Origin of the sequence: Flavobacterium psychroterrae, assembly GCF_018380615.1 — a bacterium.
GTDB lineage: Bacteria > Bacteroidota > Bacteroidia > Flavobacteriales > Flavobacteriaceae > Flavobacterium > Flavobacterium psychroterrae.
Genome location: NZ_JAGYVZ010000019.1, coordinates 22,255 through 38,310, shown reverse-complemented (window position 1 = coordinate 38,310; position 16,056 = coordinate 22,255). Strand labels below are relative to the sequence as shown.

General features: G+C 31.3%; 16 protein-coding genes. 7 read left to right on the top strand and 9 right to left on the bottom strand.

Annotated features, from left to right (window positions below; genetic code table 11):
* Positions 1–28 precede the first annotated feature (28 nt).
* Both KHA90_RS18360 and ruvX read right to left on the bottom strand, forming a co-directional pair.
* Positions 29–1,525, bottom strand: coding sequence for a malate:quinone oxidoreductase (locus tag KHA90_RS18360; protein WP_213304284.1), 1,497 nt, complete (start codon positions 1,523–1,525; stop codon positions 29–31).
* Between the two features lie 125 nt (positions 1,526–1,650).
* Entirely contained in the window at positions 1,651–2,067 is a 417-nt protein-coding gene (ruvX, locus tag KHA90_RS18355) for a Holliday junction resolvase RuvX (RefSeq protein ID WP_213304281.1), read from the bottom strand.
* 415 nt (positions 2,068–2,482) lie between these two features.
* Here ruvX and KHA90_RS18350 point away from each other — a divergent pair, with 415 nt between their 5' ends.
* Complete coding sequence (locus KHA90_RS18350; RefSeq protein WP_244860426.1) at positions 2,483–4,258, top strand: LTA synthase family protein; 1,776 nt, start codon at positions 2,483–2,485, stop codon at positions 4,256–4,258.
* A 75-nt stretch (positions 4,259–4,333) separates the two neighbouring features.
* On the opposite strand, the gene KHA90_RS18345 is transcribed toward KHA90_RS18350, so the two are convergent.
* A complete protein-coding gene (locus KHA90_RS18345) occupies positions 4,334–4,969 on the bottom strand; it encodes a PAS domain-containing protein (RefSeq protein WP_213304262.1) in 636 nt (211 codons plus the stop codon).
* Between the two features lie 278 nt (positions 4,970–5,247).
* Between KHA90_RS18345 and KHA90_RS18340 the strand changes: the two genes are divergently transcribed.
* Together KHA90_RS18340 and KHA90_RS18335 are read left to right on the top strand one after the other, a co-directional pair.
* A complete protein-coding gene (locus KHA90_RS18340; protein WP_213304260.1) occupies positions 5,248–6,063 on the top strand; it encodes a 2,3,4,5-tetrahydropyridine-2,6-dicarboxylate N-succinyltransferase in 816 nt (271 codons plus the stop codon).
* Positions 6,064–6,168: 105 nt separating this feature from the next.
* Positions 6,169–7,239, top strand: coding sequence for a glycosyltransferase family 9 protein (locus KHA90_RS18335; RefSeq protein WP_213304257.1), 1,071 nt, complete (start codon positions 6,169–6,171; stop codon positions 7,237–7,239).
* Positions 7,240–7,344: 105 nt separating this feature from the next.
* On the opposite strand, the gene KHA90_RS18330 is transcribed toward KHA90_RS18335, so the two are convergent.
* Entirely contained in the window at positions 7,345–8,115 is a 771-nt protein-coding gene (locus KHA90_RS18330) for a Kdo domain containing protein (RefSeq protein ID WP_213304254.1), read from the bottom strand.
* A gap of 22 nt (positions 8,116–8,137) precedes the next feature.
* Positions 8,138–9,247, bottom strand: coding sequence for a glycosyltransferase family 4 protein (locus KHA90_RS18325; protein ID WP_213304251.1), 1,110 nt, complete (start codon positions 9,245–9,247; stop codon positions 8,138–8,140).
* A gap of 217 nt (positions 9,248–9,464) precedes the next feature.
* Here KHA90_RS18325 and KHA90_RS18320 point away from each other — a divergent pair, with 217 nt between their 5' ends.
* On the top strand, positions 9,465–10,025 hold the full coding sequence (locus KHA90_RS18320) for an L-threonylcarbamoyladenylate synthase (protein WP_213304248.1): 561 nt from the start codon (positions 9,465–9,467) through the stop codon (positions 10,023–10,025).
* 86 nt (positions 10,026–10,111) lie between these two features.
* On the opposite strand, the gene KHA90_RS18315 is transcribed toward KHA90_RS18320, so the two are convergent.
* Positions 10,112–11,236, bottom strand: a complete 1,125-nt coding sequence (locus KHA90_RS18315; protein WP_213304233.1) for a cysteine desulfurase family protein — start codon at positions 11,234–11,236, stop codon at positions 10,112–10,114.
* Positions 11,237–11,323: 87 nt separating this feature from the next.
* On the opposite strand from KHA90_RS18315, the gene KHA90_RS18310 reads away from it, so the two are divergent.
* Positions 11,324–12,307 carry a hypothetical protein gene (locus KHA90_RS18310; protein ID WP_213304230.1) on the top strand — a complete coding sequence of 328 codons (984 nt, stop codon included), beginning with the start codon at positions 11,324–11,326 and terminating at the stop codon, positions 12,305–12,307.
* 131 nt (positions 12,308–12,438) lie between these two features.
* Here the strand turns inward: KHA90_RS18310 and KHA90_RS18305 are convergent, their stop codons facing one another.
* From KHA90_RS18305 to KHA90_RS18295, 3 genes are all read right to left on the bottom strand, one after another.
* Complete coding sequence (locus tag KHA90_RS18305) at positions 12,439–12,990, bottom strand: Smr/MutS family protein (protein WP_213304227.1); 552 nt, start codon at positions 12,988–12,990, stop codon at positions 12,439–12,441.
* Positions 12,980–13,165 (bottom strand): hypothetical protein, encoded by a 186-nt coding sequence (locus KHA90_RS18300; protein WP_213304224.1) that lies wholly within the window; start codon positions 13,163–13,165, stop codon positions 12,980–12,982. Before KHA90_RS18300 ends, KHA90_RS18305 begins: the two co-directional genes overlap by 11 nt.
* Positions 13,166–13,458: 293 nt before the next feature.
* Positions 13,459–14,160: a DUF1003 domain-containing protein gene (locus KHA90_RS18295; RefSeq protein ID WP_213304221.1), complete on the bottom strand. Its 702-nt coding sequence runs from the start codon at positions 14,158–14,160 to the stop codon at positions 13,459–13,461.
* Positions 14,161–14,350: 190 nt separating this feature from the next.
* Between KHA90_RS18295 and KHA90_RS18290 the strand changes: the two genes are divergently transcribed.
* Positions 14,351–15,142, top strand: coding sequence for a serine O-acetyltransferase (locus tag KHA90_RS18290; RefSeq protein ID WP_213304218.1), 792 nt, complete (start codon positions 14,351–14,353; stop codon positions 15,140–15,142).
* Positions 15,139–16,026: a cysteine synthase CysM gene (gene cysM / locus KHA90_RS18285; protein ID WP_213304215.1), complete on the top strand. Its 888-nt coding sequence runs from the start codon at positions 15,139–15,141 to the stop codon at positions 16,024–16,026. Before KHA90_RS18290 ends, cysM begins: the two co-directional genes overlap by 4 nt.
* Positions 16,027–16,056 lie beyond the last annotated feature (30 nt).

Genomic DNA, 16,056 nt, shown 5'->3' with positions numbered 1-16,056 from the left:
ATTTGTTATTTATTATAAGAGTAAACTTTTAATTTGTTAGCTTTAAAACATCCGAAGTATGTTTTCTAAGTTCTGCTAAAAGTTCCGGTTTATCATTTAAAGTTTGTCCGTATGAAGGAATCATCTTTTTCATTTTTGCTTCCCATTCCGGTGTTTTTATCTGACTGGTAAAACATCTGCTAATTAAATCTACCATAATTGCAACTGCAGTCGATGCTCCCGGAGAAGCGCCTAATAATACTGCTAAAGTTCCGTCATGCGTATTAATTACTTCGGTTCCAAATTCTAAAATCCCACCTTCTTTTTCATCTTTTTTAATTACCTGAACGCGTTGTCCCGCTTTTTCAAGTTTCCAATCTTTAGAACGCGCTGTTGGTAAATATTCGCGTAAAGCTGCCATCCTGTCTTTTGGAGATTGACGAACCTGCTCTATTAAATATTTAGTTAATGGAATATTGTGAAATCCCGCTGACAACATCGGAATTAAATTATTTGCTTTTATAGATAATGGTAAATCTAAGTAGGAACCATTTTTTAAGAAACGAGTCGAAAATCCTGCAAAAGGCCCAAAAAGTAATGCTTTTTCACCATCGATTACACGTGTATCAATATGAGGAACGGACATAGGCGGCGCTCCAACACTTGCTTTTCCGTATACTTTTGCCTGATGTTTGGCAATAACTTCCGGATTTGTACATTTTAACCATTGTCCGCTTACCGGGAAACCTCCATAACCGTTTCCTTCAGGAACATTTGCTTTTTCAAGTAATGGCAATGAACCTCCACCTGCTCCAATAAATACAAATTTAGTATATGATTTTCTTGTTTGATCCGTTGTTAAATCAGTGATTTTTATTCTCCATGATTTATCCTCACGTTGTCTTAATTTTTTTACTTCATGATTAAAGTATAAAGAAACACCATCAAGTTTTTCTAAATAATTAAACATACTTCTGGTCAAGGCTCCAAAATTAACATCGGTACCAATTTCCATATGTGTAGCAGCTAATTTTTCATTAGTTTCCCTACCTTCCATTACAAGTGGCATCCATTCTTTTAATTTTTCAAAATCAGAACTAAATTCCATTTGAGAAAATATTGGATTGCTTTGTAAAGCTTCGAATCTCTTTTTAAGATACTCGACGTTTTTTTCTCCCCAAACAAAACTCATGTGAGGAACACTTTTAATGAAATTCTCTGGTGATGGTACTTTATTTTCCTGCACTAAGTAAGACCAAAACTGTCTGGAAATCTCAAAAGATTCTGCAATACTTATTGCTTTTTTAGGATCAATAGTTCCATCAGCCTTTTCTGGGGTGTAATTTAGCTCACAAAAAGCAGAATGTCCTGTTCCTGCATTGTTCCAAGCATCAGAGCTTTCGGCAGCAGCAACATCTAATCTTTCGTAAATTTCAATTTTTATATCCGGTTGCAGCTCTTTCAAAATTAATCCAAGAGTTGCGCTCATAATTCCAGCTCCAATAAGCACTACTTCACTATTGGAACGTATTGTATTGTCAGGCATAACAGTAATTTGTGTTTAAAGTGCAAAGGTACTTTTTATAATTGCAAAAAAAAACTAAAAATACATGATAAAAGTTATGTTTTTGCTAAAAATAAAGGACTATTAAATTAACAAAGAGAGAAAAATTAAAAACGCTTTGAAGAAAGATAATCCTGAAGCATAATTGTAGCTGAAATTTCGTCAATTAATCCTTTGTCCTGACGCTTTTTTTTACTCAATCCGCTATCGATCATGGTTTGAAATGCCATTTTCGAAGTAAAGCGTTCATCAACACGAACTACTTTCATGTCAGGAAAAATATTAGAAAAATGAGTTACAAAACCTTTAATTACAGAAGCGCTTTCTGAGGGCTGCCCGTTCATTTGCTTAGGTTCGCCAATTAAAACTGCCTCTACTTTTTCCTTTAAAAAATAATCTTTTAAAAAATCTATTAAAGTAGGAGTTGGAACCGTCGTTAATCCTGAAGCTATAATTTGCATTTCATCTGTAACAGCAATTCCGGTACGTTTTTGTCCGTAGTCTATGGAAAGAATTCTTGGCATTTTTTAATTTTTATCAAAGATAACTATTTTAATTTTCAGATTCTTTAGACAACATAAAATTCACTTTTCCTCTTCTGTATTTAAATCAAAAATTAAGAAAATTAATCAATTATTTAAAAATAAATTAACATACTATTCCTTTAATTTTATAAGAATTTTAACATAATATCAGTTTTTAGGTAGATTTTCTATTTGTAAAATATTTAATTCTTAAAAAATGTCATTTTTTGTGTAATTTTTTCATTAAGTTTGCGCACGTAATTAAACAGTATAATCATACAAAAAAATACTATAAAATAATCTAAAATCAATTGAGTTCAATATGACTAATTATAAAAAAAGCATTGCTTTGTTTTTGAAACGATTTTTTTTAATTATTCTAATTTACCAACTGAGCAGATTCTTGTTTTTCTTCATGAATTTAAATTTGTTTGAAAATTTTACTTTTCAAACATTTCTAGGTGGTTTAATCTTTGATATTGCCGCAATTGCTTATATAAACACTATATTTTTAATTGCCCATTTAATTCCAGGAAATTTCAAATACTCTCCAACTTATCAAAAATATCTTAAAATTTCATTTTATGTTGTAAACCTTATATTTATAGCAACAAATTTTATTGATATAATTTATTACCGTTTTACCGGCAGAAGAAGCACTTTTGGGATGATTACTGCAAAAGGTATGGAACATGAAGCCATAGGACTTATACCATCGTTTTTAAAAGAATTCTGGTACATTGGACTGGCTTTTATAATTATCAGTTTCTTGTTTTGGAAATTAATTCCAAATTTGAATAAAAATTTAGTGCACCAAAAGTTAACCCGAAAAGATTATTACATTAAATATTCTTATCTAGTTCTTTCAATAGTTATAATATTAATTGCCGGTCGTGGAGGATTTAGAAAAAAACCTCTAAAAATCGTTGACGGAATTAAATACGGCGCACTTAGTAATACTGCATTAGTTTTAAATACGCCATTTACTATTTTAAAAACTATTACAAAAAAAGAAGATATTGATAAAGTTAAATATTTTGATAACAAAGAACTCGAATCAATTTACAATCCTGTTATTTCTTTGAAGCCTAAAGGTGCTACTATCAAAAAAAACGTAGTAATTTTAATTTTAGAGAGTTTTGGAAATGAAAATATTGTTCGCGGACAAACTCCTTTCTTAGATTCTCTTATTACAAAATCATATTACTTTAAAAATGGGTTCGCAAACGGAAAAGTTTCTATAGATGCTGTTCCATCAATACTTTCAAGCATTCCAAGTTTGATGAATAACTCATTTATTTCTTCAAGTTATTCATTGAATAAAATAAATGGTCTCCCTAAAATTTTCAAAAAAGAAGGATATAATACTTCCTTTTTTCATGGTGCTTTTAATGGAAGCCAAAACTTTGATCAATATGCTAAAGTAGCTGGTTTTGATCATTATTTTGGAAAAGATCAATATACCGGAAAAGAAGCTTTTGACGGAAGATGGGGGATTTTTGACGAAGAATTTTTACAATTCTATGCTACAAAATTATCCTCTTTCAAACAACCTTTCTTTAGTTCACTGTTTACGATATCTTCGCACAATCCTTATATTATCCCAGATAAATACAAAGGTAAATTTCCAAAAGGAACAACTGATATTCAGGAAAGTATTGCGTATACTGATTATGCTTTGAGAGAATTTTTTAAGACGGCAAAAAAACAAAGCTGGTACAAAAATACTTTATTTGTGCTTTCATCTGATCATACTTCCTCAGGGGGAGATAAAGATATTGATAAAACAAATATTGGAAAATTTAGAATTCCAATACTGTTTTTTGATCCATCAAATCCTAAATTAACCGGTGTTAATGAAAAAAACTTTCAGCAAATTGATATTATGCCAAGTATATTGGATTATCTAAACATAAAAACCGATATGGTAAGTTTTGGAAAAAGCTACAAATCAAAACAAAATTTTGTGGTTTATTATCTTCAGGGAACCTATCATTATATAAAGGACAATTATTACCTAGCTTTTGCCAATAACCAAACAATTGGTTTATATGATTGGAAAAAAGATGTTTTACTGAAAGATAATTTAATAAAAAAAGATCCCTCAAAAGTAAAGGAATATGAAAAATTCCTAAAGGCATACATTCAATCTTTTAACGAAAGGGTTACTACTAATAAGTTAGCAATTTAATTTATGAATATAAAAAAGTCCGTTTGAAAATAATTCAAAACGGACTTTACCCAAATATTCAAAACCTAAAAAACTCTACCTGTTAAATAGTCTGCTAAAAAAACCTCTTTCTTCTTCTTCCTCCTCTTCTACTACACGTTCGTCATATTGAGCAAATTTTGCCTGACCCTTTTCATGTTCAAAAATCAAATCTTTGATATATTCAACATAGCTTTTCTTTTTTTCCTCTAAGAAGCCAATAAGGTATTTTTCGCTAAATTCCATTCCGCTTGCCGCTTCAATTTGCAATAGCTTTTTATACAAAGGTTCTATATGTAATGCAATAACTTCTTGAGGAACTGCCTGACGTCTTCCAAAATAATTTACAATAACATCATTCTCATCTCTTGAGATTTCAAAATCAGTAATTACCCAATAAAACCTTCCTGATTTTGCTAAATTTTTTACAATGGCATGAAAGTTTTTCCCGTTTTTAAGATTTTCCCATAATACTTTAAAAATTACTCTTGGCATATCCGGATGGCGAATAATATTATGTGGCTGCCCCATTAATTCATAATCTTCATATCCTGAAACATCAACAAACACTTCATTTGCATATTCAATAATGCCAAAAGCGTTTGTTTTACTCATAATGACCTGAGTTTTGTCCCACGAGACTTCTTTATCTATAATAGTTTTTTGTCCGTGAAGATGATTTTCCTGATTCATGTCTTGCTAGTTAAATGATTTATTTTGGAATACTATTTCTTAATCGTTTTCAGAAATTAATGGCGCAAAATTAATTCGAACAAAAAAGTCAAAACCTGATTTTTGTCATATTCTGACATTTAAAAAACTTTTAGTGGATATTTATGAAAATAAAATTAAGTATAGCAGAATTTTTATTTATCAAATTAAAAACAAAAAGTTAAATCTGTAACATTTTCAAAAGGTTTTACCTTTTTGCATTTGCACAAATACGCTATCTTTGCCAAAAATTAAAACTTATGAATTCTTTACAAACTATAATTGAACAAGCTTGGGAAAACAGAGCTTTATTACAAGAAACTACTACAACTGATGCTATCAGACAAGTGATAGAATTGGTTGATACAGGAAAATTACGTTGTGCTGAACCGGTTGGTGATAAGTGGCAGGTAAACGAATGGGTAAAGAAAGCTGTTGTAATGTATTTCCCAATTCAAAAAATGGAAACATGGGAATCTGGTATTTTTGAATATCACGATAAAATGTTGCTAAAAAGAGGTTTTGCTGAAAAAGGAATTCGTGTAGTACCTAATGCTGTTGCCCGTTATGGAGCTTATATTTCAAGTGGTGTTATCTTAATGCCAAGTTATGTAAATATTGGTGCATATGTTGACGAAGGAACTATGGTTGATACCTGGGCAACTGTTGGTAGTTGTGCTCAAATTGGTAAAAATGTTCACTTAAGTGGTGGAGTTGGTATTGGTGGAGTTTTAGAACCATTGCAAGCTGCTCCGGTAATTATTGAAGACGGTGCTTTTATTGGTTCTCGTTGTATTGTTGTAGAAGGAGTTCATGTGGGTAAAGAAGCAGTTCTTGGTGCTAACGTTTGTTTGACAGCTTCAACAAAAATTATTGATGTAACAGGTGATGAACCAGTAGAAATGAAAGGTTTTGTTCCTGCTCGTTCCGTTGTGATTCCTGGAAGTTATACTAAAAAATTCGCTGCAGGTGAGTTTCAGGTTCCATGTGCTTTAATCATTGGCACTCGAAAACAATCTACAGATTTAAAAACTTCATTAAATAATGCGCTTCGTGAATATGATGTAGCGGTTTAAGTTTTTAAATTCCCAATAAAAAAATCCAAATTCCAATTGTAATGATTGGAATTTGGATTTTTTTTGCTTCAATTTGTAAGTTCTTAATAATATGCTACTTTCTATATGAAGATACTTGTAATTCAACAAAAAATGATTGGAGATGTTTTGATCAGCAGTATAATATGCAATAACCTGCGTACTGCTTATCCTGATGCACAAATAGATTATTTGGTTTACGCATCAACAACTCCCGTTTTGGAAGGAAATTCAAACATTAGCAATATTATTTTGTTTGAAGAAAAGCACCGCAAAAGTAAAAAAGAATTATTAAAACTTGGATTTCAGATTCGAAACGAAAAATATGACCTTTTAATTGATGCGTATTCTAAATTAGAAAGTTGGATCATTGTTTTATTGAGCAATTCAAAACGAAAAATATCGTATAAAAAACCAGGCAGAAATTTTTTATATACTGATAATGTTCCTTTTGAACCTTTCCCTAAAACCAATTTGGGTTTAGCAATCGAAAGAAGACTTTCATTATTGGAACCTCTTGATTTAAAAATAAAAACAGATCCCATTCCTAAATTGTTTGTTTCTGAAAAAGAAAACAAGGAAGCAATTGCCGTTTTTGAAAAACATAAAGTTCAAAAAGACCGAAAAACCGTGATGATAAGCCTTTTGGGAAGCGAAAAATTAAAAACCTATCCTTTAAAATTCATGTCTAAAGTTGTGGATTATATTGCTGATAATTCAAATGTCAATATACTTTTTAATTATTTCCCAAAGCAGCTTGAAGATGCTAAAACGGTTTATAATGCTTGCAAACCTTCGACTCAGGAAAAAATATATTTTGATTTATTAGGAGGTGATTTACGTTCTTTTATTGGTATTGTGAATCAATGCGATTTAATTATTGGAAATGATGGCGGAGCAATAAACATGGCAAAAGCATTGGAAAAACCTTCATTTATTATTTTTTCTCCATGGATCGAAAAGAAAATCTGGGCCACTTTTGAAGACGGGATCCATCATCTTTCCGTTCATTTAAAAGATTATCGTCCTGACTTATTTGCACAAAAAACCGAAAAAATGCTAAAAAAAGAATCTTTATCTCTATATCAGGAATTTAAACCTGAATATTTCGAAAGCCAAATCAAATTGTTTTTAAATCAAAATTTGAGTAATTCTTAAACAATAACTTTATCTGAAAGTGTTTTTTAATAAAATTAGAGATTAATCGATCTAGTGCAAGAGTGTAAGTTTTAAGAACCAAAAAAAATTAACAAAAAAAGGAATCTAAGATTTCCAGAATTTAAGTTTCTTTTTCAATCTTTTCTTTCTGGCAAATTCCTCTTGAAAGTGAGAAGTTGCCTGCCACATTTTTTCGAAAATTTCAGCTTCTGTTTGATTTTTATAAAACTTTGAATATTCATTACTCATTACTGCAATCATCTCTTTTTTAGGCGTTAATCGACTAAAATTATTCATTCGCTGTTCAAAGCTCATATTTTCGTGAAAATTCATTCGGTTTAAATCGACCAAAAAGAAATTGTATTGATTTTCACCTTCTTTTTTAATCAAAGTATTTCCTGGAGAATGATCTAAAAACTCTACTCCTTTTTCATGCAAATCAAAAGTGAATTTTGTAAAATGTCGTAAAATATTTTCATTATCCGGATAATCAGGAATTTCAACCAATTCTCTATATGTTAATTCTGTAACCAAATGTTCACTGGCATAATAGCTATCTCTTAGTCCTAAAGAATTAAAATTTTCAAGAAAAGCAATTGGTTGTGGAGTTCCAATTCCTTTTTCTAATAAAATTGTAGCATATTCAAACGAACGTCTTGCCTTTGATTTTCTGAAATATTTATAGGCAACTTTATTAATAATATTCGGAATCTTAAAAGATTTTATATTGATCTTTTTTCCGTTTAAATCAAACAATTTAATTTTATTACGATCTCCGTTTCCAAAAAGTTCTCCTGAAGTCTGAAAATTTCGAATAAAAGAAAGTATATCTTTTGAGCTTTTTACAGCTGTAGAAAATTTAAGTTTTGTAATCATATTATAGTATGAATATTTTTTGCTATTTTGAATTAATTACTTTTTTGTATTCGTCATAAGTCTTTTCTGCTATCACAGAAGCCGTATATCCGTTTTCAATTACTATTTTGCTTTTTTCTATAAAGTCTTTTTTCAATTTTTCATTACTTAAAAGCAAATTAATTTTAGAAGCAAGATTCTTGAAATCTTTAATTGGCGTAATATAACCATTTTCACCATCTTTTATTACATCAGGAACAATCCCAACATTTGTTGACACAACCGGAACGCCAACATACATGGCTTCTAAAACTGATGTAGGACCTCCTTCTCGCTGCGAAGTCATTAAAAAGATATTAAATTGAGTATTTAAACCCGAAGCATCTTCAATTTTATTTGTAAAAATTATAAATTCCTCAAGATTTTTTTCTTTAATACTATTCAGATATTCCTGCGTCAATTTTGAAAATTCACCTATTTGAAAAAACACTATATCTTTTCTTTTCAATTCATTAACTAAATAATCTGCGGTATTAATAAAAGTAGTAAGGTCTTTAGCATTTGTATGATTTGCTATATTCCCAACAATTAATTTACTTTGATCAATATTATATTTTTCTTTTAAATTTACTTTTCCTTTTACATGTAAAATTGATTGAGGAACGCAGTCAGGTACAACTCGTAATTTCTTTTTATTTGTATTTGAAAGCACTTCAGAAAAATTATTTTCAACAGATTTTGAAACGCAAAAAATAGCATCAATCCCTTTAGAATTATATTTAAATTTACTAATAAAACTACTGCTGGCGCTAATCGCTTTTTTAGAAAAAACAATTTTAGCATTTAATTTCAGAAAAAGCCTGCTTAATACATAAAAAGTTAAAGAGTTACTAGTGTGAAGATGAATAATATCCGGTTTGACAATCGCTACTAATTCCTTAAATTGTTTAAAATTCGCGAACTTAGTAAGCTTTCTTTCTTTTGTTGGAACAAATGATATATGATGAGATAAACATAATTTTTCGAGTACAGTATCTTTAATTCCAAAGACAATATTTTCAACTCCCAAACTATTCAATGCCGGAATGCAATAAATTAATTGCTGTTCATTTCCTCCCCATGCTTTTGCCCCTGATATATGTAATACTTTCATATAAGTTCTCAATATTTCTTTGATTGCAAATATAGGATTGTAAATTAAAATATAATCACAAAACACATTAAGAGCTTACTATTATTTCTTTATCCTTAAAAGAAGTAGATTAGAAACTGCAAAAATCATTGGTAAATGTAAAAATATTAAACACTTTTAAATTTATCAACGAAGTGTACATTATATTTGCATTTTAATTACCTATCATAATTTTGCAATGAACGAAGAAATATTAAAAGCATACGAAATCATCAAAGACGGAGGAATTATTCTTTATCCCACTGACACCGTTTGGGGAATTGGCTGCGATGCCACAAATCCTGAGGCTGTTGCCAAAATATACAAACTCAAGCAACGCGCCGAAACGCAAAGCATGATTGTATTGATGAATGGCGAAAAAATGATGTATAATGTGTTTAAAAACATTCCTGAAGCAGCATGGCAAATTTTAGATTTGTCTGAAAAACCAACGACTTTGATTCTGGATGAACCAAGAAATGTTGCTGCAAATATAATTGCAGCAGACAATTCACTAGGAATTCGTATTGTAAAAGAGCCTTTTTGCTTTAAATTATTAGAGCGAATGAAAAAACCTTTAGTTTCAACATCGGCAAATATTTCAGGTCAGCCCACTCCTATAGCGTTCAAAGACATCAATCCTGAAATCATAAAAGGTGTTGATTATGTGGTAAATCTATATCGCGATAAAGTTGCCGGAAAACCATCAACAATAATAAAACTTACAAAAGATTCACAAGTAAAAGTGATTCGTAAGTAATTTTAAATTTTAGATTGCAGATTTTAGATTTTCTAAAATCTGCAAAACCTTTGAACCTTTGCAACTTTCAACCTCTGAACCTTTTTTTAAATACTTTTCAAACACTGAATCAACCAGTCAATATCTTCTTTTGTGTTATAATGACTAAATGAAATTCGGAGATTTGGGAGTTTTAAATCTGTTTCTGAAAGCATTTCTTTTAAAACGTGCGAAGGTTTTATGCTTCCGGATTGGCACGCACTTCCTCTTGAAACTGCAATTCCTTTCATATCTAAACTAAACAAAAGCATCGACGTTTTATCAGCAGAAAAAGGTAAAATAATATTTATAATATTGTAAAAATCCTCTTTTTTTCCATTGATTCTAAAGCCTGGAAAATGACTTTCAAGCTGATCAATCAGATATGTCTTTAAGTTTGAAATATACTTTCTTTCTTCTTCTAAATTCTCATATGAAAGTGACAAAGCTTTCGCCATTCCCGCAATTTGATGTACAGCTTCTGTTCCTGCACGCAGTCCTTTTTCTTGTTCTCCTCCAAAAATCAAAGGTTGCAAACCTGAGTTTTTTCGAATAAAAGCAAAGCCTACTCCTTTTGGCCCATGAAATTTATGCGCACTTGCAACAATAAAATCTAAAGAAATCTTTTGCAAATCAATCTCTGTTTTACCAACAGACTGAACTGTATCTGAGTGAAATAAGGTATCGTATTGCTTGCAAATAACTCCAACTCTGTCCAGATCTAAAATAGTTCCTGTTTCGTTGTTTACGTGCATTAAACTCACAATTGTCTTTTTTTCTTCGGATAGTAAATTAGACAAATGCGTTAAATCGATACTTCCGTCAGGATTTATATTCACATAATCGACCTGAACATTATATTCAGATTCTAATACTAAAACAGTATGCAAAACAGCGTGATGTTCGATTTTAGTGGTAATTATGCGTTCTATTTTAAGGTCTTCAACCGCAGAACGAAGAATCCAGTTATCAGCTTCTGTTCCTCCGGAAGTAAAAATAATTTCCTGTGCAGAACAATTTAAATGTTTGGCGATACTTTTTCTGGAAAGCTCTAAAATAGTCTTTCCATTTCGTCCAAAACTGTGGGTAGAAGATGGATTACCAAAATCTTCTGCCATAACTTTAGTCATTTCCTGAATCACTTCAGGACGCATAGCAGTTGTAGAGGCGTTATCGAGGTATACTTTTTTCATTGCGGCAAAGTTATGAAATATCAATTGTGAAATCTTAAATATCATTTGCCAAATTTTTCACTATTTTTGACGTCAAATAAAATTACGATGAAAAAATATGCAAGCCTTATACTATTCGCTCTATTATTAAACGGTTGCGATGATGGTGATTTAACAGTAGACACTATTGATTTTGACGATACAACTATTACATCTCAAACTTGTGATCCCCTAACGAATAATCTAATATACAGACTTAAACCTCAGGAATCTTTGTTAATTCAATTGCCTGATGATAAAATTATAAACGATCAAACGATTAAAGATCAACCGTTAGTATACGATATCGACAATTCACTTTATCGTGTAGTTTACAGGGCTTATGATGGTACTGTAGCAACAGCAAATATTTGTGGTGCAATACCTCCAACATCGCCTAAAGTAACAGAAGAATGGCAGGCAACTGCGGGACAAATTGTAATAATCAGTCAACAAAATACAGATAATACTGCAACAGACGGAAGTTCAAAAATTACAGGTTACACCCATAATATTGCTTTTAGAAACATCACGTTTTTAAAACCTTCCGGACCACAAGTTGAAGAAGAATTTAATTTTGGAAATTTTGTAACTGCCTATACTTCTCCAAGTACAATTTACACAAATCCTGTGCAACAATGTTCAAATACAAAGCAAATTTATAACTTTAATACAACATCAGCTTTAACAATTGACAACATAGATCCGTTGTTAATTGTTAATGAAATTACGCCAACAGACAAGCCAAGAACAGGCTTAATAAATGCCACTACAAACAAAGTTTTATTGCGCAGTTATATTAATGGAACGCTAACACAATCCTATTTTTGTGGCTCAACAATTCCATCAAGTCCTGCTGTAAATGAAACGTGGATAGCACAAAATGGTAGTGAAGGGCAAAGCGGAATAATTCAAGTTACTACGACAAAAGTACTAAACACATACACTCATAATATTGTACTTAAAAGTGTAAAATTGGTAAAGGGCAATAGCAGTTTTAACCTCGCTACTAACTATATTTTAGGAAATTTAGAAGTTACTGTAGCGCCATAAATCTATTACAATTCACTTTTATTCCTACAAAAAAACGTCCGTTTTTCTTTCTGATTTGTAATTGAATCAGCTTGAAAAACGGACGTTTTTTTATGCTTTAAAAACAAGAGTTTATCACTTAAAAAAGCATCTTATTTATTGTTTTGCCTAAAATAAACTTCGGTGGCACCTAAGCCATATTTTTGATAATTCCCATCCTGAAAATCAATTCCGTCGTAACGGCCCAATAAAAAATCAAGTTCAGCTTTTAGAATTCCTTCACCAACACCATGAATAAAAACAATTTTTGGGATTCGATTTTTAATTGCAAATTCAATATGTCTTCTGGCAGTTTCAGTCTGCAAAGTCAAAATATCATAATTTGACATTCCCCGTTTATTAGGAACCAGTTTTTCAATATGCAAATCAAATTCGGGAGCAGGAATTTCGCGCTTATCCTTCTTTTCTTTCACAAAACTTCTTGCTTTTGGCTCAGTTTTCTCTTTTGTAATTTCATCTAAATCTATTCTTCTAATAGAATTCATTAAATTATTGGAATCGTGTATTTTAATCAACTCATTGACAAAAAATGTCATCATAAATCCGTCTTCGGTTTCAATCAAAACCTCATTGTTTTTTACCGAAATCACTATTCCGTTTATGGCTTCGTCTAATACAGAAACCTTATCTCCTTTAGTCAACATCTTGTTCTTCTTTATCTTGATTTTTACTTGGCGTTTTAGCACTCAACTGCATCATTCCAAACATGAAAACTACAATTGCAATTACCGTTATGTAGATATTTTTTTCGGGTGAAACCTGCTCATATAACGCAACCGAAATAGCAAGAATCATTATTATAATTTTAAAAGCTTTCATTTTTTTTAGTATAAGATTTCAAAAGTATGAAACTTTAAAATAGCACATCACTTCTGTTTGAATCTCGATCAATATTTTTTTTTATGAAATTGTAAAAACAGACACTTTAAATCCTGACAATATACAACTTCAAAATATCTAAAAATACTGTTTGGAACTGAGGGTTTAGAATGTGGTTTTAAACTCAATTTATTCTTACTTTTTTTTAAGAATAATTTTCTACGGAATTGAGAATATCCTAGCCTATTTTCCTCTTTTTATTTTTAATTTTTTGAACAGAAATTTTCTTGAAATTATTTTTTTATCTGATTCAAAATATCATTCATCATCTCAATTTGTACTTTCTGAATTTCGATTAATTCTTGTTGTTGGTGCATAATCAAATGATCAATTTTATCGTGAATCATTCTAATTTCTAATTCTGATTTCAGGTTAATCATGTAATCTTTTTTAGCACGATTTCGGTCTTTTTCTTCCTGACGATTCTGGCTCATCATAATTACCGGAGCTTGCAAAGCGGCAATACAAGATAAAATCAAATTCAGTAAAATAAACGGATATGGATCAAAACCTCTGTTAACTAAAATATAAACATTGGCACCAATCCAAACCACAATAAAAAACAAAAAGGAAAGTATAAAAGTCCAGCTTCCGCCAAAGTCAGCAACCTTATCCGCAATTTTTTGACCAAAACTCCTTGTTTCTTCTTCATCTTCGACAATGCTCACGATTGATTTATCCTCTTTTAAAGAAGTAATAACACTTTTTTCAAGATCAGAAAGTGTTCCTATTTCCGTAGATAAATAGTTCGAAATGTATATTTGACGGTATTCGTTTAACTCTTTTACCGCGATGCAATCATTATCACTAAAAAATGGAAAATCTTTAATGATCAATCCCAAAATAGGATCATGAATAGATTTTCCCCAAATTTTCTCACTTTCAGGAAAAGAAAGATCCGAAATGGCACTTTTAAAAGTCGAATTATTTTTCATTTTATTTAAATTTTACGGGCTAATTTACGCATTTAACTTCTTTAGAATCATATAAAAAACGAGCAAATAATTTTATTCCATTTATCACAAATACGATTCTCAGCACAAAATTTCTTTAGATAAATCGTGTCCTTATTTACAAAAAACGCACTACTTTTAGCGTTTTAAATATCCACTCAATTTTATAATTGTGACTAAAGACATTATCATACAAAATATAAAGGCTTTAAAAAGCCATTCAAATATAAATTACGGAATCAAAACCAAAACTGAAGATTTTACCGAGAAGCTTTTTTATACCCTTTTTGATTCGAATGCTGATTTAGAAGAAAGCATCGATGAACTCGAAATTTGCTTTAAGGAAATTGCTGTTTTAGCCTGCAAAAAACCATCAAATTTATGCGGCTCGATTTGGGAAAGATTTCTGGAGAAATTACCCGGCGTTCTTGAAAAGCTAAATCAGGATGCTGAATATATTCTTGAAAATGATCCTGCATCAAATAGTATCGACGAAGTTTATTTGGGTTATCCCGGATTTTATGCGATTGCGATTTATAGATTAAGCCATGAATTATATCAGCTGGATTTGCTGTTGTTTTCGCGATTAATGAGCGAATACGCACATAGAATTACCGGAACTGATATTCATGCCGGCGCTGATATTGCTTCTCCGTTTTTTATTGATCACGCAACAGGAATTGTGATTGGCGAAACGACTGTGATTAAAAAGCATGTAAAAATTTATCAGGGCGTTACTTTGGGCGCTTTGAGCGTAAGTAAAGAAATGAAAAATGCCAAAAGACATCCAACCGTAGAAGCTAATGTTTGCATTTATGCCAATGCAACTATTTTGGGCGGCGGAACTATTATTGGCAAAAATAGTATTGTGGGAGGAAATGCCTGGATAACAAAATCGATTCCTGAAGACTCTATAGTAACCAATACTACTACAACTGAAGTTAAAATAAAAGAAAAGAAATGAACGCAAAAAAATTAGTTAACCTAATTGGAAACACTCCATTGATGGAAACTGTTAATTTGGTTAAAAATAAAAATGTAAAACTTTTACTAAAATTAGAAGGAAATAATCCCGGCGGAAGTGTAAAAGACAGAGCTGCTTATAATATGATTGCCGCTGCTGTAGAAAGAGGCGATATTAAAAAAGGCGATAAACTTATTGAAGCTACAAGCGGTAACACAGGAATTGCTCTGGCAATGATTGCACAATTGTTTCAAATTGAAATAGAGCTGATATTACCGGAAGATTCTACAAAAGAAAGAACTCAAACCATGAGAGCTTATGGCGCTACAGTGATTTTAACGCCCGCTAGCGAAGGAATTATTGGCTCAAGGGATTATGCCGACAAAAAAGTGGCTGAAGGCGGTTATTTGATGTTAAATCAATTCGCAAACGATGATAACTGGAAAGCACATTATAAAACCACAGGACCTGAAATATGGAACGATACTGATGGAACAGTAACGCATTTTGTTTCGGCAATGGGAACAACCGGGACCATAATAGGAACTTCGACTTATTTGAAAGAAAAAAATCCCGCAATTCAAATCATTGGCGCACAACCAAGTGACGGATCTCAAATTCCAGGAATCCGTAAGTGGCCACAGGAATATTTGCCAAAAATATTTGATGCTTCAAAAGTAGATACTGTTGTAGATATTAGCGAGGAAGAGGCTAAAGAAATGACAAAACGTTTAGCACTCGAAGAAGGGGTTTTTGCCGGAATGAGCAGCGGAGGTTCTGTTGCAGTTGCCCTAAAAATAGCCGAACAATTAGAATCAGGGGTAATCGTTGCTATTATATGCGACCGCGGGGATCGTTATTTGTCTTCGGATTTGTTTGATTAAGAAAAAGGTTCACAGATGCAAAGGTTCAGA

Excerpts from the sequence above, each read along its gene's own strand:
- KHA90_RS18315 (WP_213304233.1), bottom strand. The coding sequence starts at position 11,236 with ATGAAAAAAGTATACCTCGATAACGCCTCTACAACTGCTATGCGTCCT.
- KHA90_RS18325 (WP_213304251.1), bottom strand. The coding sequence starts at position 9,247 with ATGAAAGTATTACATATATCAGGGGCAAAAGCATGGGGAGGAAATGAA.
- KHA90_RS18345 (WP_213304262.1), bottom strand. The coding sequence starts at position 4,969 with ATGAATCAGGAAAATCATCTTCACGGACAAAAAACTATTATAGATAAA.
- KHA90_RS18360 (WP_213304284.1), bottom strand. The coding sequence starts at position 1,525 with ATGCCTGACAATACAATACGTTCCAATAGTGAAGTAGTGCTTATTGGA.
- KHA90_RS18350 (WP_244860426.1), top strand. The coding sequence starts at position 2,483 with ATGAATTTAAATTTGTTTGAAAATTTTACTTTTCAAACATTTCTAGGT.
- KHA90_RS18320 (WP_213304248.1), top strand. The coding sequence starts at position 9,465 with ATGAACGAAGAAATATTAAAAGCATACGAAATCATCAAAGACGGAGGA.
- cysM (WP_213304215.1), top strand. The coding sequence starts at position 15,139 with ATGAACGCAAAAAAATTAGTTAACCTAATTGGAAACACTCCATTGATG.
- KHA90_RS18300 (WP_213304224.1), bottom strand. The coding sequence starts at position 13,165 with ATGAAAGCTTTTAAAATTATAATAATGATTCTTGCTATTTCGGTTGCG.
- KHA90_RS18310 (WP_213304230.1), top strand. The coding sequence starts at position 11,324 with ATGAAAAAATATGCAAGCCTTATACTATTCGCTCTATTATTAAACGGT.
- ruvX (WP_213304281.1), bottom strand. The coding sequence starts at position 2,067 with ATGCCAAGAATTCTTTCCATAGACTACGGACAAAAACGTACCGGAATT.
- KHA90_RS18330 (WP_213304254.1), bottom strand. The coding sequence starts at position 8,115 with ATGATTACAAAACTTAAATTTTCTACAGCTGTAAAAAGCTCAAAAGAT.
- KHA90_RS18335 (WP_213304257.1), top strand. The coding sequence starts at position 6,169 with ATGAAGATACTTGTAATTCAACAAAAAATGATTGGAGATGTTTTGATC.
- KHA90_RS18295 (WP_213304221.1), bottom strand. The coding sequence starts at position 14,160 with ATGAAAAATAATTCGACTTTTAAAAGTGCCATTTCGGATCTTTCTTTT.
- KHA90_RS18305 (WP_213304227.1), bottom strand. The coding sequence starts at position 12,990 with ATGTTGACTAAAGGAGATAAGGTTTCTGTATTAGACGAAGCCATAAAC.
- KHA90_RS18340 (WP_213304260.1), top strand. The coding sequence starts at position 5,248 with ATGAATTCTTTACAAACTATAATTGAACAAGCTTGGGAAAACAGAGCT.